At 53.2% G+C, this 19,985-nt stretch carries 11 protein-coding genes; 9 read left to right on the forward strand and 2 right to left on the reverse strand.

From position 1 onward, the window contains the following. Positions 1–56: 56 nt before the first annotated feature. On the reverse strand, positions 57–788 hold the full coding sequence (locus KB449_RS01015) for an NADPH-dependent F420 reductase (protein ID WP_282906569.1): 732 nt from the start codon (positions 786–788) through the stop codon (positions 57–59). A 148-nt stretch (positions 789–936) separates the two neighbouring features. On the opposite strand from KB449_RS01015, the gene KB449_RS01020 reads away from it, so the two are divergent. The 8 genes from KB449_RS01020 (at position 937) to KB449_RS01055 (ending at position 17,303) form a co-directional block, all read left to right on the forward strand. Then, positions 937–1,299, forward strand: coding sequence for a winged helix-turn-helix transcriptional regulator (locus KB449_RS01020; protein WP_282906570.1), 363 nt, complete (start codon positions 937–939; stop codon positions 1,297–1,299). A gap of 78 nt (positions 1,300–1,377) precedes the next feature. Further along, complete coding sequence (locus KB449_RS01025; RefSeq protein ID WP_282906571.1) at positions 1,378–2,391, forward strand: LacI family DNA-binding transcriptional regulator; 1,014 nt, start codon at positions 1,378–1,380, stop codon at positions 2,389–2,391. An 80-nt stretch (positions 2,392–2,471) separates the two neighbouring features. Further along, on the forward strand, positions 2,472–3,416 hold the full coding sequence (locus tag KB449_RS01030; RefSeq protein WP_282906572.1) for an ABC transporter permease: 945 nt from the start codon (positions 2,472–2,474) through the stop codon (positions 3,414–3,416). A 14-nt stretch (positions 3,417–3,430) separates the two neighbouring features. Beyond that, on the forward strand, positions 3,431–4,315 hold the full coding sequence (locus KB449_RS01035) for a carbohydrate ABC transporter permease (protein WP_282906573.1): 885 nt from the start codon (positions 3,431–3,433) through the stop codon (positions 4,313–4,315). A 107-nt stretch (positions 4,316–4,422) separates the two neighbouring features. Beyond that, positions 4,423–6,084 (forward strand): extracellular solute-binding protein, encoded by a 1,662-nt coding sequence (locus KB449_RS01040; protein ID WP_282906574.1) that lies wholly within the window; start codon positions 4,423–4,425, stop codon positions 6,082–6,084. 99 nt (positions 6,085–6,183) lie between these two features. Continuing rightward, a complete protein-coding gene (locus KB449_RS01045) occupies positions 6,184–8,463 on the forward strand; it encodes a GH32 C-terminal domain-containing protein (protein ID WP_282906575.1) in 2,280 nt (759 codons plus the stop codon). Positions 8,464–8,480: 17 nt separating this feature from the next. Next, positions 8,481–10,955 (forward strand): PfkB family carbohydrate kinase, encoded by a 2,475-nt coding sequence (locus KB449_RS01050; protein ID WP_282906576.1) that lies wholly within the window; start codon positions 8,481–8,483, stop codon positions 10,953–10,955. Positions 10,956–11,288: 333 nt separating this feature from the next. Further along, entirely contained in the window at positions 11,289–17,303 is a 6,015-nt protein-coding gene (locus tag KB449_RS01055) for an S-layer homology domain-containing protein (RefSeq protein WP_434082543.1), read from the forward strand. A gap of 63 nt (positions 17,304–17,366) precedes the next feature. On the opposite strand, the gene KB449_RS01060 is transcribed toward KB449_RS01055, so the two are convergent. Beyond that, positions 17,367–18,197 carry a MerR family transcriptional regulator gene (locus KB449_RS01060; RefSeq protein ID WP_282906578.1) on the reverse strand — a complete coding sequence of 277 codons (831 nt, stop codon included), beginning with the start codon at positions 18,195–18,197 and terminating at the stop codon, positions 17,367–17,369. A 115-nt stretch (positions 18,198–18,312) separates the two neighbouring features. Between KB449_RS01060 and KB449_RS01065 the strand changes: the two genes are divergently transcribed. Next, positions 18,313–19,965 carry a glycoside hydrolase family 172 protein gene (locus KB449_RS01065; protein WP_282906579.1) on the forward strand — a complete coding sequence of 551 codons (1,653 nt, stop codon included), beginning with the start codon at positions 18,313–18,315 and terminating at the stop codon, positions 19,963–19,965. Positions 19,966–19,985: the final 20 nt, after the last annotated feature.

Here is a 19,985-nt window from a genome sequence, read left to right on the forward strand (position 1 = left end):
ACGGCAGTAGTTCAGGACGAGGAAATAAAAGTCCTGGACTGCTGCCGTTTTCAAACTTAAGAATTGAAAGTTTCTCTATTCAAGTTAACAACATCTTGAAATGAAAAGGAATCCGAAGAAGCTGCCAGCTTTTCCATCACTTGATCACGCAGAAAAGGCGCTCTTTCTTTATTCGCTTTAGTTAAAGCAATGGTTAGTTCTTCTTTTGTAAGCTCGGTACAGTACGCAGGGGTTCCTGGCTGTTGTCTCCACGAATCGTTTAAAGAACCGCTATCTACGGAGTCGAAGCCCAGGTCGTTTGCTACACCCATGATTATTTGTTTATGGGATAGGTCATCACCGGCAATCGTTATCGCAATGCGCCCAACAGTTCCTTCGGGAGCTCCATGATGCTCTAACGTATAGGCTAATAAATTGTTGAACGCTTTGATGATAGGCCTTCCTAAATGTTTGGACACCCAAACACTTTCAACCATTCCGTTTTCAACTTCTTCGATTTTCTGGCTAATTTGCGGATAATAATTTGAAGTATCTACAATGACGACTTCCTTTCCAACTTTATCTATAATATGACGAAGGCTTGGCACAGCATGAAAAGGGATAGATGTAATAAGAACGTCAATATTTTTAACTACATCTTCTACGATCACCGATTCTCCTATCAGTTTTTTTCCTTCCAAACGCTCAATCCCCCGAGCATCTGCAATTTTTACGTCATGTCCTTTTTCAACCAATTTCTTTGCAATATTCGATCCAATGGGTCCTGCGCCTATAATTCCAAATCTCATTTTCATTCCTCCAATACCTTTTTATTGCCCCGAATGCATAGCCTGCATGTATGCAATAATATATACGTTGCTTGAAATTTTGAAGAAGGCAATTAAAATTGACATAGTACTTTTTTTCGTACCTTACAGCAGAAATGAGTGGAATCATGTGTCTAGAATAAATGAAGATGGATTTAGCGAAGAGTGCAAGAAGGATCACAGAGAGGTATATGGCATCGCCTATACGCAAAATCTACTTTCGGGACGTTGGAAGCCTCTCATTCTTTGGTTTTTAAAGTTTAACCCCCGTCGATATCATGAAATTAAGACTCGTTTATGGGGAATTTCGCAAGGATCTCTAACAAAGCAACTTCGTGAATTAGAAGCGGATGGTTTAATTCATCGTAAAGTTTATCCCGAGGTACCTCCGCGCGTTGAGTATTCGTTAACCTCAAAAGGGGAGCATTTGATTCCGATTATTGACCTCATGGAGGAATTCGGAAAGAAGTTTGGAGATGAAATAGATGGTTGACAGTCTGTTGCTGTACATTTTATAATGAAAGCGCATCAGAAAAACGATTACGTAAACGTTTTTATAAGGAGTTAAGCCATGAGGGCAGGAATCAAGCAAGTGGCGCAACTGGCCGAAGTTTCTACGGCGACCGTTTCCCATGTCATTAACAATACAAGGTTCGTATCGCTCGAGACCAAGGAAAAGGTTTTTCGTGCGATGGAGGAGCTTGATTTCCAACCGAACGCAGTGGCGCAGAGCTTGCGAAGCCAACGTTCGAACACGATCGGCCTGATCGTACCGATGCTGCCGTCGGACACCTCGAATTTCTTTTTTATGACCGTTGCCCAAGGTATTCAAAAGACCTTAAAACGGAAAGGCTATCATATGTTGCTTAGCAACAATGCGACAGAAGAATTTGAGGAAGAAATCGAACAAATCAAACTTTTCAACGCCAAACAAATCGACGGCTTGATTATTGCTTCGATTGCCGAGGACGTTACGCATCTGAACGAGACGGTCAAGGATAAATATCCCGTCGTCTTCATCGATCGGCAGCCTCGCGGATACGCAGGCGATCATGTGCTGTCGGACGGCTTCGGCGCCTCGCTGCAAGCCATGCGCTTGCTGCTGGACAAGGGGCATAAGCGAATCGGCTTCCTTACGGGTTATCTCGGCATTACGACAAGTATGGAACGACTTGAAGGCTATAAAAAAGCGCTGGAGGAACGAAACCTCCCGTTCGACCAGAATTTGATTCATGTAACGAGCGCAAGCTTCGATCATGGATACCAAGCGGTGCCCAAGCTGCTCGAGGTTCCGGGTATCACGGCATTGTTCGTTGCCAATAATGTTCTGACGATGGGCGCGATGGGCTACCTTCAAGAAAAACGGATTCGAATCCCGCAGGACCTTGCCGTGATCGGATACGACGACTACGACTGGACGAAGATAACGACGCCTCCGCTAACGGTTATTCGGCAGCCAAGCTTCGAACTGGGAGAAAAGGCGGCCGAAGTGATGCTGTCGCGCATAGAGAAAGGTTTTGTAAACGGCGAAGAGCCGCAGTCTTATCGCCTTCCAGCCGAATTGGTCGTTAGAGACTCTTGTTGATGCCACAGTGTCTCTCTTTTTTTCGAAGGTTCATAAAAACGATTACGTAAACGTTTAAATATCGGCAGGAGGTCAAACGCATGTCCGTAAACAACAAAAGGGAGTCGGATTCCCCGATAGGCCGCCGTCGAATGAAAAGCATCAGGGCGAACTATGAATTGTATCTGCTTATTTTGTTTCCTGTCGTCTACTTCATTATTTTCAAGTACTGGCCCATGTATGGCGTCCAGATCGCATTCAAAGATTTCTCGGCCTCTAAAGGAATATGGGGAAGTCCTTGGGTGGGGTTCGATCATTTCAGGCGGTTTTTCGATTCCTATAACTTCTGGCAAATCATACGCAACACGGTGTACCTCAGCTTTCTTAACCTGGCGATCGCCTTTCCCATTCCGATTATCGTCGCACTCATGCTGAACCAGCTTCGTCAGCAGCGGCTTAAGCGTTTTATACAGACAACGATTTATGCGCCTTACTTTATTTCTACGATCGTGCTTGTCGGCATGCTTTATGTATTCTTGTCCCCGTCGAGCGGACTGGTGAACAATGTCATCAAGATGTTCGGCGGCGAGCCTATTTTGTTCGCGGGCGAATCCGCCTGGTTCAGGCCGATGTATATCTTCTCCTCCGTTTGGCAAGAAACAGGCTTCGCCTCAATCGTGTACCTCGCAGCTTTGTCGGGCATCGATCCGCATCTTCACGAAGCGGCGGTCGTAGACGGCGCGAGCAAGTGGAAGCGCATCCGTCATATCGATCTGCCGGGCATCGCGCCGACCATCGTCGTATTGTTTATCCTGGCCATTGGCAACTTAATGAATGTCGGTTTTGAGAAGGCTTTCCTTCTGCAGAAGGATCTGAACGTGGACGTCTCGGAGATCATTCCTACTTATGTATACAAGATCGGCATCCAGCGCGCGCAGTACAGCTTCTCGGCTGCGATTGGATTATTTAACGCCCTAATCAATCTGGTGTTGCTCTATGTCGTCAACAAGTCGGCCAAAAAAATAAGCGGGAACGGATTGTTCTAGAGAAGGAGGTCCTCATGCTCAACAGAAGAACGAAGTCAGATATTTGGTTCGATCTGTTCAACTACGTGTTCTTGGGCGGATTTACATTGATGATCTTGTATCCGCTCTATTTCATCGTTATTGCATCGATTAGCAGTCCCGACCGGATCTTCTCAGGCGACGTATGGTTTTGGCCGCGCGACATTACATTCGACGGCTACCGCCGCATTTTCCAAGACCCGACGATATGGCTAGGCTATCGGAATTCGATTGTTTACGCGGCGATCAGCGCATTCATCAGCACGACGCTGGTCATTATGGCAGCCTATCCGCTGTCGCGGAAAGACTTCTACGGGCGCAGCACCTTTATGGTTTTCTTCCTGATCACCTTGTTCTTTAACGGGGGCATCATTCCCACTTATCTGATGATGAAGGATATTCACTTAATCGATTCGATGTGGGCCGTTATTCTGCCGTCCGCAGTGGACGCGTTTCTGATCATTATCGCAAAGACGTTTTTCCAGGAGCTGCCCGAGGAACTGCGCGAGGCCGCAGCCATCGACGGCTGTCGTAATCTTCGTTATCTCACCAGCATCGTGCTTCCCGTATCCAAACCGATCATCGCGGTTCTCGTCTTGTTTGCCGTCGTACGTCAGTGGAACGGATTTTTCGATGCCTTGATCTACTTAAGCGATGGAGACAAATTCCCGCTGCAGCTTGTGCTCCGCAACATCCTCATCCAGAGTCAGCCGTCAGGAAACCTGGTGAACGACGTCGACACGCTGCTGGCCAAGCAGCGCGTGACCGAACTGATCAAGTTCGGCGTCATCATCGTTGCCGCGCTTCCGCTGCTTGTGCTGTATCCATTTCTTCAGCGCTACTTTGTCAAAGGGGTTATGGTCGGATCGGTCAAAGGATAATGGCCGATTCGATTCCGTAAGGGAGGTGAGGGCCCGAAAATCCGGCAGGTTGAAGGTTTGGCAAGGCGTATGGAAAAGGGATTATATCATGGGAGGGTTATTGGAAAATGAAAAAAAGCACAGCTGTATTATCGACAGTCGCACTCACTTCTGCCTTGTGGCTGAGCGGTTGCTCCGGCAATAATAACGATGCGAATTCGAGTTCTTCGCCGGCGGCTTCTGCTTCGGGCAGCGCAAGCGCCACCGCCGGAGCGGAAGGCAGCACGCAGGCGTTCCCGCTGAAGGAGAAAGTTACGCTTAAAGCCGTGACGCAGCGGCCGGCGTTGGCGCCGAGCGACTTCAACGAGATGGAGATGGCCAAAAAGCTCGAAGCGGCGACCAATGTTCATATCGAGTGGGATACGATCGTAGATACCGATTATCAGGAAAAGAAAAACCTGCTCATCACGAGCGGCAGCCTGCCGGACTTTTTCCTGAACTCGGGATTCTCGGATTCCGACATCATCCGATACGGCAAGGACGGCACGATCCTTCCATTCAACGATTACATCGACAAGTACATGCCGAATTTGAAAGCGCTTTTTGAGAAGCGTCCCGATATCAAAGCGCTGGTAACGGCGCCCGACGGCAACATTTACTCGCTGCCGGTCGGCGAGGAGCTGGGATCCGGGCAGGAAGAAATCGGCTCGAATCCGGACTTCCTCTATATTAATCAGGATTGGCTCACCAAGTTGAACCTGCAGATGCCGACGACGCTGGAAGAGTACCATAAGGTATTGCAAGCGTTCAAGACACAGGACCCGAACGGCAACAAAAAGGCGGACGAAATCCCGCTGACGTTCATGAACGCATTTTGGACAGGCGACATCGGTTATCTGTTCGGGGCCTTCGGCGTTCCCGACAAAACGTACCAACCGAACAACAACGCTTTTACCGAGCACTTGAATGTCGATAACGGCAAGGTCTCATTTGCAGCCGTTCAAGATGGCTACAAGCAAGCGGCAGCTTACTTCCACGATTGGGTGAAGGAAGGCCTGATCGACAAGGAATCGTTGACGCAAGACGTGACGCAATACTTTGCGAAGGGCAAAAACGATCCGGAAATCATGGGCTCCTTCCTGTGGTGGGACCATACGGACGTCGTCGCCGATCGCGACGCGCACTATCCGATCGTGCCGCCGTTCAAGGACATGGTCGTAAAGTGGAACAACGGATCGGCGCTCGGACGCGGCGGCGCGGTCATTACCAAGGACAACAAAAACCCGGAAATCACGGCGCAGTGGCTCGATAACCTGTATGAGCCGCATACGGCGGCGGAAGTTCGCTGGGGACCTGAAGGCATTTGGTTCGACAAGGACGCGAGCGGCAAGTTTGTGCAAAAAACGGATCTTAATAACCCTGGCGAGTTCCGTCAAAAGGTCTCGCTCGGCGGCGCCGGCGTCATCACCGGCGACGACTTCAAAACGGTTGTCGCGCCTGAAGCGCGCGCTCAAAAGCGTATGGACGACATCAAGAACATCTTCGTACCGCAGATGCAAAAGGAAAAGTATCCGAATATTTTCTTCACGGAAGAGGAACTCGCTACGATCGACAGCATCAAGCCGGAAATTCAAACCTTCACCAACTCGTCTCGCGCCAAGTTCTTGCTGAACGGCGTCACGGACGGCGAATGGAACGACTATGTATCGAAGCTGAAGAAGATGGGACTCGACGACTTGCTCAAAATCTATCAGGACGGCTATAACCGTTATTTAGCCGCCCAAAAATAAGGTTTGACCATTGCACGCGTGCCAATCCGGAACGGCCAGTTAGCTGCCGTTTTGGCTTGGCGCGATGTAAGGTCGTCCGATGAGGAGCGCATTCGAAGAATGACTCAATTCATTGATAAGAAGGAAAACGGCGATATTGCCCGTTGGTCCTTCAACGAAGGCGAGGGAGGACGAACGCGCGATTCGGTGACGGGGATCTGGGATCCAATCGAGTTCGCGCTTGCCCAAGGAAGATATCAACCGCCGCAGACACCAAGGTGGGCCGAGGGGATCGGGGGACAGGCGCTCCTATTCGACGGTTACTCAACCTATATACGCCGGTCCGCTTCCGATATCGCAAGCCCCAAAGACGGACTGACGATTTCGGTTTGGATCGCGCCCGGCACCTACGATCTGTGTGCCGATAATCGCCCCTCTACAATCGTTAATCAACATGACCGCGAAGGCGCGGAGGGATTCTTGCTCGGCATTGGACGTCATGGCGCCTGGACGTTCCAACTCGGCATTGACGGCATCTGGACCGAGCTGTGGACAGACGCTGCCGACGCGACCGCTGTGGTACCGCTTCAAACATGGTCGCATCTGGCCGCAGCCTACGACGGTCAAGCCGGCAAGATGAAACTGTTCCTCAACGGTGAAATCGTAGCCGCGCGTGACGTACCGAAAGACTCCGTACTAACGCCTTCTCAGACTGACTTATTGATCGGTCGCAACAATCAAGGCGCCCTTCTCGCCGAGGCTTTTATCATGAATCACTTCGATGGCCGAATGGACGAACTGTTCATCAGCGCCCGAGCCATGTCAGACGCCGAAATAAAAGGCTTATATCTCGAAGGCGTGGCGCTCTGCGGCGGAACGGTGCCCGAACTTGCGCCGCAGGATTTTATCCTGCCGCGGGAGATGTTCATTCGCGACCGCCATCGTCCGCAATACCATGTCACCACGCCAGGCCATTGGATGAACGAACCGCATGCGCCGTTCTATTATGAAGGCCGCTATCACCTGTTTTATCAGTTCAATCCGAAGGGGCCTTTCTTTCATTATCTGCACTGGGGACACAGCGTGAGCGAGGATCTCGTCCACTGGCGCGATTTGCCGCCCGCGTTGCGACCGGAGCCCGGGATTGATCCGGATGGCGTCTGGTCCGGCAGCGCCACTTACGACGAGGAAGGCCAACCCGCGTTGTTCTATACGACAGGCAATCATTCGTTGAAGCCCAATCAGCAAATAGGTCTTGCGCGACCCAGGGACGGCGGCAAGTCTGATCCCGATCTGATCGCCTGGACGAAGCGGTCCAAGCCGGTCCTCATGCTGGATCAAGACGAAGAGCTGCTTGACGAGTTTCGGGATCCGTTCGTATGGAGAGATCAGGACCGCTGGGTCATGCTCGTCGGCGCAGGACTGAAGAATCGTGGCGGTACGGCGCTGGCTTACGTGTCCGACGACCTGGAGAACTGGACGCCGTGCGGTCCTTTTTATGAGAGCGATCCTTCCAAGTATCCGTTCCTCGGTACCGCTTGGGAACTTCCTGTACTGCTGCCGCTGCGCGACCAGGGCGGGAATAGAACCGACAAACACGTTTTCGTTGTCAGCCCTTGGGGACCGGGCGCGGTGGCCGACATCCGCTATTGGATCGGACGTTATGACTCGGCGCATATCCGCTTCGTACCGGACCATGAAGAGCCGAGATTGATCGATTATGGCGATTTTCATTTTACGGGGCCCAGCGGGATGGTAGACCCGAAGACCGGCCGCTCCATTCTGTTCACCATTGCCCAAGGCGAGCGATCGCCGGAAATCGATTATGACAGCGGATGGTCCCACGGCGCAGGCATGCCGGTAACCCTTACGCTTCTTGATGATTCTACGCTTGGCGTGTCCCCGATCGAAGAGATTGCTTTGCTCCGGGAAGAAACGCTGCTCGATGTGCGGAACGTTACGCTTGAAGCGGCGAACCTGTTGTTGGATGGAATCCACGGCAGCATGCTGGAGATTGAACTCGAGCTTCAAGCAGCGGGCCGCACCGCGATTGCGCTGCGACGCTCGCCTGGCGGAGAAGAAGAGACCGTGCTGTATTGCGACCGAGACCGTTCCGAGATCGGCGTCGATCGCACGCGTTCCACGTTGGATCCGAAGGAGCGAACGCGAGGCATCCAGTCCGGTCCGCTAGCGCTAGGCGAACAATCGCTTCGGCTTCATGTGCTGCTCGACCGTTCGCTCATCGAGGCTTATTTTAACGGACGCAAATGCATGACGACACGGACTTATCCGTCGCGCCTCGATGCGGACGGGCTTCGCCTGGACGCTTCGCCCGGAGCGGTCGTCGAACGGTTAACGGTCAGACGCATGGGCGGCGCATATTCATATACAGAGATTTAGACAGGTGGTGGAGAAACATGCTGGACGTAATCGCTTTGGGGGAAGTGTTGGTGGACTTTACGCCTGCCGGCGACTCCGAGCAAGGATATCCGCTCTATGAGCAGAACCCCGGCGGCGCGCCTGCCAACGTACTATGCGGACTGGCCAAGCTGGGGCGGCGCACGTCGTTTATCGGAGCGGTCGGGGACGATCCGTTGGGACGCTTTCTTGCGACCGTACTGGAGCAGGCAGGCGTAGGATGCACAGGACTGGCGTTTATTAAAGACATCCCTACGACGATGACTTTCGTCCATCTGGATCAGGATGGGGATCGAGCGTTCCGCTTCATCAGAGGGGCGGATACGAGGCTGACCAAGGAGGAGGCGGAGCGAGAGCTTGCGGCCGGATGCCGCGTTTTCCACTTCGGCACGCTCTCCATGACCCATGCCGAATCTGCAAGGGTTACGCTTGAGGCCGTATCGTTGGCCAAGCAATCGGGCTCCTTGATCTCATTCGACCCGAACTTGCGATTATCGCTATGGGAATCGCCAGAGAAGGCAAGAGAGGCTATTTTCCGCGGATTGGAAGTCGCCGATATCGTGAAGCTGTCGGAGGAAGAACTTATCTTCATGACCGGCATGACCGAAGGAGAATCGGGAGCGGAGCTGCTGCTGCGACAGCATGCCGGTATCCGCCTGCTGCTCGTAACGTTGGGGGAGCGGGGCTGCACGATCAGCAATAGAGCCGCGCAAGCGTCCATTCCGGGGTTTCGCGTCCGTACCGTCGATACGACTGGCGCCGGAGATGCATGCATGGCCGGATTGCTCGATCAAATATTGAACGATGGCGTACGTATAGAGGCGCTCTCCGTCGACGATTTGACCAGGATCGGCCGCTTCGCGAATGCGATGGGCGCGCTTGCGACGACGCGCAGAGGGGCGATCCCGGCTCTGCCCGGCCGACAGGATATCGACAACATGATGAACAGTGCGGAGGACGATCCCTTGAACGACAAGTACAGACCGCTTTATCACTTCGCGGCGCCCGCTAACTGGCTGAACGATCCCAACGGAATGGTCTATTACGAGGGCGAGTACCATCTCTTTTATCAGCATCACCCGCATGGCACCCAGTGGGGGCCGATGCATTGGGGCCACGCCCTAAGCCGAGATCTCGTCCGCTGGGAGCATCTTCCGGTCGCGCTCGCGCCGGATGCGAACGGCATGATTTTCTCGGGGTCTGCGGTCGTGGACCGGCACAATACATCTGGATTATTTGACGGCGGGACGGGTCTCGTTGCCATCTTTACGAATACGGATACCTACCCCGATTCGCCGGGGGCGGCAGGTGAAACGGATCGTCCGCGCCAACGTCAAAGCATCGCTTATAGCTCGGACAAGGGGCGGACATGGACGATGTACGCGAACAATCCCGTGCTTGCAGACGAATCCATTACCGATTTCCGGGACCCCAAGGTGTTTTGGTACGAACCCGGAAAGTACTGGGTGATGGTGCTCGCGGCCGGCGACCATATCCGGCTCTATACGTCGCCGAATATGCGCTCATGGACTTTTGCCAGTACTTTCGGCAGCACCGAGGGCGCGCACGAAGGCGTATGGGAATGCCCGGATCTTTTCCAACTACCTGTGGAGAACGACGAAGGGAACGCCAAGTGGGTGCTTCTTGTCAGCATCGGAGACGGTCGGCCGGAAGGCTCCAAGACCCAGTACTTCGTAGGCGAGTTCGACGGCATGTCTTTTACTTGGGAAGGCGAAGGCATTCTCTGGATGGACGAGGGTTACGACAACTATGCGGGCGTAACCTGGTCGGATATTCCCGAGGCGGATGGCCGCCGGATTCTGATCGGCTGGATGAGCAATTGGAAGTATGCGAACGCAACGCCGACCAGCGGCTGGCGGGGAGCGATGACGCTGCCGCGGGTACTATCGATTAAGAAGACCGAGCAGGGGATACGGCTATGTCAGCGTCCTATCGATGAGGCACAGGATATTCGCATCGGGAAGCGGAGCTGGACCGCGATTCAATTGGAAAACGATACATGGTCGCATCCGGAATTGACCGGCGATGCTTTTGAGCTGGAAATGGTCTTCGAAGATGCGCATGCCAAGGAATTCGGCGTCCGCGTTCGCCAGTCCGAGCGAGAAGTAACGACAGTCGGTTATTCGGCGGACGACGCGCAACTATTCATCGATCGCACGAAGTCTGGCGAGTCCGATTTTCACGATGATTTTGCCGTCCGTCATGGTGCCCCGTTCGTTCTCGCAAACGGCAAAGTCAGCATCAGACTTTTCGTCGACCGTTGCTCGGTCGAAGCATTCGCAGGAGATGGCGAGGTCGCATTGACCGATCTCATCTTCCCTGATCCGGCTAGCCGAGGAATCGAGCTGTATGCGCTCGGAGGGACGGTGAACGTTGCTTCGTTGACGATTTATCCCTTACATGCAAATGCAACGGTACAAAGCGACCGGGCAGTGCCTGTTGCGTTCGTTTAGTTCTTAGTGTCACGTTCGTGATGTATTCTCTCCATCTATCCAGACGAAGGCAAGGTTGGATGGAGGGGATTTTCTCTGTTTGAATTGTAAGCGCTATATATATGATTTGAATCGACTAGGAGGTCAGAGCGCGTGATCAAAAAGTCAGTCTCATTCAGTCTTGTCTTATCCATGATCTTATCGTTTGTTCTCTCTGCGGGCGGTATCGGAAACGTCGCAAGAGCCTACGCGGAAGAAGCAGCGCCGGTTGAAACGCAAGATATCGCGGCAACATCCGTTGCGGCTGCCGTGTACGCGAACACGATTGAAAACCCAGGGTTCGAGACGGGGAACATGGAAGGTTGGACGGTGATAGAAGGAGGGGCCTTCGGACCGGACAGCGTATCGAACGAGACGATGTATTGGGCGGAGGGAATCCCCTACCAGCAGGAGGGAACTTATCATTTAAACGGCTGGAAGTATGCGGAGACGGCTACCGGCAGAGTGCGGTCCTCCACCTTTACGCTTGAAGGTTCGGGGTGGATTACATTTATGCTTGGGGGCGGCCGGCATACGGATCTGGACTATATCGAGATCCATAACGCGGATACGAACGCGGTAATCGCCCGTTACGGCAATACGGAATGGAGCGATCAGAACTTCCCGAAGGTCGAGCAAGGCTTGCGCCTGGCGAACCTGGTGAAGTACAAAGCGGACTTGAGCCGCTATCTCGGCCAAAACCTGTATATCGACATCGTAGATCAAGGGACATCGGACTGGGGCGTACTGTTTGCCGACTCCTTCAATACCTACCAGGAGACGAAGCCGAGCGAAGGCATCAGAGCGGACAATTTGTACGATGCCGGCGTTAAGGAAATCGAAAACCCTGGATTCGAGACAGGGGATATGACGGGCTGGACTGTCGTAGCAGGAGACGCTTTTGGCCCCGACAGCGTATCGAACGAGGATACATACTGGAACGAAGAGATTCCTTACAACCAAGAGGGCCAGTATCACCTCAACGGCTGGAAATACGCCGAGGATCGGACGGGCAAGCTGCGTTCGACGACCTTTAAGCTAGGCGGTACCGGATGGGTTAAGTTTAAACTGGGCGGCGGCAAAAATACCGATCTGGTCCATGTCGATGTATACGATGCCGATACCAGCGAGCTGGTGGCTCGTTATGGCAATACTGAATTCGCCGACGTTAACTTTCCTCATGTGGACCAAGGATTACGACTTGCGAACATGGTGCAGTATCAAGCGGATCTGCGCGCATTCCTGGGTGCGAATCTGTATTTTGAAATCGTAGACGAGGCCACGAGCGATTGGGGCGTCGTATTCGCGGACGATTTCCAAACCTATCTTACAAGTACGCCGACGGATGGCACGCTTGCCAAAAATCTGTATAACCCGGTTCGATACGAGCTGCGCAATCCCGGGTTCGAGTCGGGCAGCTTGCAGGGCTGGACGGTTGTCGCCGGCGACGCCTTCGGTCCCGGCAGCGTCTCTGCCGATACGACCTGGTGGAGCGACAATATTCCATTCGATCAGGAAGGCAGCTACCACCTGGATGGGTGGGCATACGACGAAAGCAAGACGGGCATTTTGCGGTCTTCTACGTTCACGCTAGGCGGATCCGGCTGGATCACGTTTAAACTGGGCGGCGGCAAAAACACGGATCTTGTGCACGTAGACGTGTATAACGCGGATACGGACGAATTGGTCGCCCGCTACGGCAATACGGAGTTCAAGGATATCAATTTCCCTCATATCGACCAGGGGATGAGGCTGGCCAATATGGTCCAATACAAAGCGGACCTGTCCAAGCATATCGACGAAAACTTATATCTGGAAATCGTCGACAATGCGGTCTCCGACTGGGGCGTTATTTTTGCCGATGCTTTTTTCACCAATCATGTTACCCCGCCGACAGACGGCGTACTGGCCACCAATCTGTACGTGTCGACGACGGAGAATCTGATTAATCCGGGGTTCGAAACCGGCGATTTAAGCGGCTGGACGATAGAGGGCGATGCTTTTGCCGATGCTGTAACGGATCAGTCGAGCTTCGGTGACCCTCAAACGCCATTCGGCAAGGAAGGCAAATATCATGTGTCCGGCTATAGCAAAGCCGATACGGGGACGGGTACGCTAACCTCCAATCCATTCCGATTGGGCGGAACCGGATTTGTCAGCTTCCTCGCAAGCGGCAAAGAAAATGCCGACCAACTTTATGTGTCGCTGGTACGCGCTTCAGATGGCGCCGTGCTGATGAAAGCGACGGGAAATGGATCCGAAGCGTATACGCGTGTTAAATGGGACGCAACGTCTTATATCGGCCAAGTGCTGTATGTTCAGGTCGTCGATCAAGATCCGACCGGTCATATCAATGTCGATGACTTCCAGGTCCGGGGTACGGGGTTGATTGGGAACTGGCAGCTGAACGAGGAGCAGGGAACGACGGCGAAGGACCAGGTCCGCAACCTGGACGACGCCGTGCATTATGTATTTAACGATGCCAAATACAAGCCAAATAGCGAACCGCTCTGGAGAGACGGCGTGGCCGGCAAAGGCCTGCTCTTCGACGGATACTCCACTTGGATCGCAAGACCTTCGAGCGAGATGGCCAAGCCGGGCGATGAAATAACGATTGAATCCTGGGTGTCTCCAAGATCGTACGAGTGGGGCGATCAAGGAAAGCTGTCTGCGATCGTCAATCAATATGACAGCGCGAACCGCAGCGGATATCTGCTTGGCATGGGGCGTCATGGCAAATGGTCGTTCCAGGTTGGGGTGAACGGTAAATGGACCGAAGTCTGGGCTGCGGATAACAAACCGCTTCAGAAAAATGTATGGTCGCATATCGCCGCTACTTACAACAAGACGGACGGCAAACTGAAGCTGTATTTGAACGGCGAATTGGCGGGAACCGCCACAGCCGAAAAGAAGCTCCCGATTACGCCGGCGAACACCGACTTTATGATCGGCAAGAACAATTCAGGTGCAGTAATTAACGGCGTATTCACCGCGAATATGTTCAATGGCATGATCGATGAAGTGAAGGTGTACAACACGGCGCTGTCGCAGGAAGCGATTCAAAGCGACTATCAGTCGGTGGTGTCCGGGTTTGCGGGAGGCGTCGCTCCGACGCCATCCATGGACTTCGATCGCAGCGACTATGACGGAGACCGATACCGGCCGCAATATCATCTGATCGCACCGGGCCATTGGATGAACGAACCGCATGCGCCGCTGTATTTCGAGGGCAAGTATCATATTTTCTATCAGTTTAACCCCCAAGGGCCTTACTGGCATCAGATTCATTGGGGACACGCGGTAAGCGACGACATGGTTCACTGGGAGGATATGCCGGTCGCCCTTGCCCCGGATGGCGGGTCGGAGACGCCTGACGGCGTATGGTCCGGCAGCGCGGTCGTCGGGGACGACGGCAATCCGGCGCTGTTCTTTACGGCAGGCAACGACCAGGCGACGCCGAACCAGGCGACGGGTCTGGCGAGAAGCACGTTTAAGGACGACGGCGACGCCGACCTGAAAAAGTGGGTTTATAACGGAACGCCCGTCACGACGCAAGCTGCGAATCTGACTGCGCCGGAAGGCGAAGTGTGGTACGGCAATTTCCGGGATCCGTACGTTTGGAAGGACGGAGATACATGGTACCAGCTCGTCGGATCGGGCATTAAAAATGTCGGCGGAACGGCGCTGCTGTATACTTCGGACGACATGGTGCACTGGACGTACCAGCATCCGTTTTTTGTCGGTGACTATGAAAAGTATCATAAGACCGGCCAAGTATGGGAGCTCCCGGTTCTTCTTCCTTTAGGCGAGGACGAAAACGGGACGATGAAGTACGCGTTCTTCATCAATCCTTGGTTCGATCATTACGACGCAGACAACGTCAAGTATGTCTTCCATTGGATCGGCACATGGGATAAAACGACGAATAAATTCGTTCCCGACCATGAGGAGCCTCGACTGTTCGATTTTGGCGAGCACTTCACGGGTCCGAGCGGGATGGTAGATGGACAAGGCCGCTCGATTCTGTATAGCATCACGCAGGATCGCAGGACCGAGCAGCAGCATTCGGATGCAGGCTGGGCGCACAACGGCGGATTGCCGCTCGTGTTGTCCCTGCGCAGCGACGATACCCTTGGCATCGAGCCGATTCCGGAGCTGCAATCGCTGAGAGGCGAGCAACTGGTTGACCTTAGCGATACATCCGTTGAAGCGGCTAATGCGAAACTGAGCCAGGTGCAAGGCGATATGCTTGAGATCGTGCTGGAAGCCAAGATCGATTTGGCAAAGAAGTTCGGCATTTCATTGCGGAAGACGGCGGACGGCAAGGAAGAGACACGACTCTTTTACGATACGGAAAACAAGCAGCTCAATCTGGATAGATGGAAGTCTTCGCTCGATCCGGACGTACAGAAGGGCATTCAGAACGGGCAGATGGAACTGGACGGCGATGTGCTCAAGCTGCATGTCTATCTGGATCGCTCGATGATCGAAGCCTATGCCAACGGGAAAAACAGCATCACCTCCCGGGTGTATCCGACGCGCGGCGATGCGCTTGGACTCGCGCTGTGGAGAGAGGGCGGCGCTGCTTCTGTGCAAAAGCTGCAAGTCTGGAAGATGAATTCCGCGTACGGGGACACGGTTCAGGCGAGCTGGCCGGCACCACCAGCGGACCAGGGCTCGATTGGCGAACTGCCAAACGCCGATTTTGAAAAAGGCGATTTGTCCGGATGGACGGCGGAGGGCAACGCATTCACGGATCAAAATATTACAACTGCCAACGACTGGGGATGGGGAGGTCCGTTCAACCAGGCGTGGGTGGCCAAAGACCCCGAGCGTCATCATCTGTGGGGATTTAACCCGGCATACGGAGACGATGCCACGGGATCGCTCACTTCTCAGTCGTTTAAACTGGGCGGAGACGGCAAGATCAGCTTCCTGGTCGGCGGAGGCAAAGAGATCGACAAGCTTTATGTTGCGCTCGTTCGCGCATCCGACGATAAAGTTTTAATGAAAGAAACCGGCAACGACGATGAAGCCTATCGCCGTATAAACTGGGATGCATCGGCATACAAAGGGGAGCTGCTCTACATCAAGGTCGTCGATCAGAGGACTGGCGGATGGGGACACATCAACTTTGATAATCTCAGCGTCCCAGTAGCGATTAGCAGCCCGGACAATCCCGACAACGGGACAAACAATCCGGGCAACGGGGGTGCGACTTCGAATCCGAATGCCGATGTCGTAAACCTGCCGCAGGCGGATGCAACGGGCAAAATCGCCGTCAAGATCGGGAATGACGCTAAAAAAGTTGTTATCTCCGGTCATGCAGCCATCGATAAGACAAACGTCGTCGAGTTCTCAAACGACAAGATATCCATTCGAATCCCGGGAACCGTGCTGTTGAAGCTTCAAAGCTTCCTGTCCGTAGACCAACTAAAGGATGCGACCATTGTGCTTCACTTGGCACCGGTGTCTGAGACGGATCGCACGGCACTTCTGAATAAGGCGGGGACTAAGGCTAAAGCGGCAGTGACGGCAGCCGGCGAACTGTTGGATTTCTCGCTCGCGATCGTTGACAAGGAAGGCAAAGAAACGAAGCTGTCTATCTTTGATGAACCGCTTACGATCGAATCGGCATTCGACGGGAATGCGCGCAAAGCGCTCCTCGGCATGTATAACATTGCCGACGACGGATCGCTCGCTTACGCGGGAGGCAAGATCGTCGGAGACAAGTGGGTTTCGCAAATCTACCATTTCAGCAAATATGCAGTGCTTAGCTACGACAAGTCCTTCAGCGATGTGACCGACGCCTTCTGGGCTTCCGGCGTCATTAAGGAAATGGCGGCGAGGCACATTCTGGAGGGCGTGAGCGATACGTTATTCGCACCAAATCAGGCTGTGACGCGCGCCGAGTTCGCGGCACTGGTCGTACGTGCGCTCGGACTTAAGGCGGAAGGCACCGCGAAGTTCAGCGATGTGGCGGCGGGGAGCTGGTATGCGGATGAGGTGGCTGCAGCCAGCGAGGCTGGCATTGTAACCGGCCGCTCCGATCTTGCGTTCGCACCCGATGCCATCATTACGCGCGAAGAATTGGCCGTCATGCTTGTCCGCGCCTATGCGCATGCGGCAGGCAAAAAGACGGACGTGACCAGCGGAGCTGAGTTTGCAGATCAGGCAGCTGTCAGCGCCTGGGCCATGGAAGCTGTAAAAGCGGTAAAGGCGCTCGGTTTTATCAACGGGCGAAGCAACAATCAATTTGTGCCGAAAGGTACGGCAACCCGCGCAGAAAGCGCGCAGGTCATCGCCAAGCTGTTGGCTAAGCAAGGTTAGTTTACGCCGCCTTTGATTGACGGCCGGCCCCTCTATCGTCTTCTTAGACTTTAGGGGGGCCGGCTATATCAATGGGATCCTTATTTCCGCCAGATGTTCGTTCTCGTTTCTCACAATGAAACTGCTGACAATCGAGGTCATGACGATATCGCCTCTAATCGTGAGACGATGGTCGGCGATAAACTTTTTGATCTCTGAGAATACCTGCATCAGATTTTCGATCTTCCCCTTATGGTAGGCGACAATACAGACGCCAAGCGGGTAATCTCCAATGCCGTCTCCACGGAATTGTCGCTCGAGAGGCAGAATGACCTTCTCGATGTGCCGATCATCCGCGGTATGGAAGTATTCTTCGTTATAGATATAAATATGGCCGTGGTTATGGCCGATCTCCGAATAATTCGGATAGCGAGCGACGAGCTCTTGCAGCTTCGCTTCAAAATCAAACCAATCTTGAACCGTCTGGCAGTCCCCGATTACCCCTCTAATGGAGCCGCAATCGCGTATTTCTATTTCAGGCGCACGCTCAGCATTTTCGAGCGGTCTGCTTTTTTCTTCGATGGTATCCAGTATTAAAGAGAGTCTCTGCGCAACGGTTTGCATTTGGGCGATTCTTTTTTCGAACAGCTTTTGCTGCGTTTTAAGCTTATCCATGGCTTCGCTCAAACTCGTGATTTCCTTGAATTGCTTTGCTTCTTCCAACGATAAGCCTAATAGCTTAAGAAATTTAATATGATCGACTTCAACGAACTGCTCTTCCGAGTAGTAGCGATATCCGTTCAGCGGGTCTGTGAGCTCGGGAGACAGCACGCCGATTTGGTCGTAATATCGAAGCGTTTGCGTATCGATATTTTTGATTTTCGCAAGCTCCCCGATTTTAAATTTCTTTTTCAAGGATGTCTCTCCTCTTGGAAATATGCCATTGACCTTATAGCAACTATAAGGTTTATACTGCGGATGATCAAGGAATTCGCTTACAACCTCTTAAGATTTGAAAGGGCGTGAGGACTTGCTAGACTATAAAACTTCGTATACCTATCGCGATTTAGTGGAGCGTTTGTACAACCTTGAACGGCTGGCCGTCCCCCCTGCAGCAGGGGAAAGAAGTGGCAGCTTCTCAAGCTATGATCGAAGCTCTTTCTACAATGAAGAAACCGGAAAGTACGAAAACTGGGGAGCGAACGACGATGGCGGCGGCTATATTCGCCAAGAAGTAAACGGCATCGTCGCTTGCGAAATCGAGGGTCCGGGCGTAATCTGGCGCGTATGGTCGGCATTGCCGGGGGAAGGACATATTCGAATCTTCCTCGATCATAGTGAGGAGCCGGTCTTTGACAAGCCCTTCCGAGACTACTTCGATAAATTTAACGATGAAGGCTGCCCCGCCAATTTTCCGAATCTAGCGCCCACGCTGTCTCGAGGGCGAAACAGCTATATCCCGATTCCGTTCCAGAAGCATTGCAAGGTGGTGCTCGATAACGGATGGGGAAGCTATTACCACTTTACGTATACGCAGTTTCCGAATGACGTGCGGTTGCCGTCGTTTACCGGCTTCTTCGATAAAGAAGCTGCTATTGCTCTGGCAGAGGCGGACAGGATCTTATACAGGCGGGGAAGGAACAATCCGCGTTTGCAAGAACCGTACTTTAATCAGACAGAAAATTGGACCGTTCCGCCGGGCGGAAAGGCGACCGTTTTGAATCATGCCGGCGCAGGGGCCGTCTGCATGATCCGGGTTCGAACAGACCTAGCTCTTAAAACCGAGGAACAGCAGCGAAATGCTTTAAGACAGCTGGTTATTTCGATGAAATGGGACCAAGAGGACGAACCCTCCGTTTGGGCGCCGTTAGGCGACTTTTTCGGCAGCGCCCCAGGGATCAAGCCGTATCGCGCGCTGCCGCTTGGCATGGACGATCATGAATTTTACTGCCATTGGTATATGCCGTTCTCGGACGGCGCCGTCATTGAGATCGGCAATGAGGGTCCCGAGTCGCAGACGCTTGCCGTCGATATACGGCTCGTCAGCTTGACGAAAACAGAAGCGGATCAGCTGCTGCGGTTCCATGCCAAATGGCACCGGGATGCTTTCCTTGATCTGGAGCGGGAGAGGTACGAGGAAGGAGGCGACCGCTGGCCGGATTGGCCGTTGCTGCTGGCTGAAGGCCCGGGAAGATTCTGCGGCGTTCATCTTCATGTCTACAATGCATGGAAAATCCCCGAGCAAGAGGCAGAAACATGGTGGTATGGAAAGTGGGACAGGAAGACGATCGATTGGTGGTGGGGCGAAGGAGACGAGAAGTTTTTCGTCGACGGCGAGACGTTCCCATCCACTTTCGGAACAGGCAGCGAAGATTATATCGGATATGCCTGGGCGGCGGAACCGCCGTTTCCCATGTTCGACAGCGCCTTTGCCAGCCAACCCTACGTTGAGATCGACGGCAATGGGCATACTTCAGTGAATCGGTTCCACATCTGCGACAATATTCCTTTTAACCAATCATTCGAAGGCTTTATGGAGAAGTACAAGGCGAACCGCTGGGAAGAAGTTAATCGTTGCTTGTATGCCGCTACGGCGTACTGGTACCAAGCGCGAGGAACAGCTGACAGGTATCCGGCAGTGGAGCTTCAGCACCGGGTCGGCTATGACACGCTGAATGACTGATTAACGAGCTGTAACCACTT

This window comes from Cohnella hashimotonis (genome assembly GCF_030014955.1).
In the GTDB taxonomy this organism is placed as follows: domain Bacteria; phylum Bacillota; class Bacilli; order Paenibacillales; family Paenibacillaceae; genus Cohnella; species Cohnella hashimotonis.

Excerpts from the sequence above, each read along its gene's own strand:
- KB449_RS01030 (WP_282906572.1), top strand. The coding sequence starts at position 2,472 with ATGTCCGTAAACAACAAAAGGGAGTCGGATTCCCCGATAGGCCGCCGT.
- KB449_RS01025 (WP_282906571.1), top strand. The coding sequence starts at position 1,378 with ATGAGGGCAGGAATCAAGCAAGTGGCGCAACTGGCCGAAGTTTCTACG.
- KB449_RS01045 (WP_282906575.1), top strand. The coding sequence starts at position 6,184 with ATGACTCAATTCATTGATAAGAAGGAAAACGGCGATATTGCCCGTTGG.
- KB449_RS01035 (WP_282906573.1), top strand. The coding sequence starts at position 3,431 with ATGCTCAACAGAAGAACGAAGTCAGATATTTGGTTCGATCTGTTCAAC.
- KB449_RS01050 (WP_282906576.1), top strand. The coding sequence starts at position 8,481 with ATGCTGGACGTAATCGCTTTGGGGGAAGTGTTGGTGGACTTTACGCCT.
- KB449_RS01055 (WP_434082543.1), top strand. The coding sequence starts at position 11,289 with ATGGAAGGTTGGACGGTGATAGAAGGAGGGGCCTTCGGACCGGACAGC.
- KB449_RS01040 (WP_282906574.1), top strand. The coding sequence starts at position 4,423 with ATGAAAAAAAGCACAGCTGTATTATCGACAGTCGCACTCACTTCTGCC.
- KB449_RS01015 (WP_282906569.1), bottom strand. The coding sequence starts at position 788 with ATGAGATTTGGAATTATAGGCGCAGGACCCATTGGATCGAATATTGCA.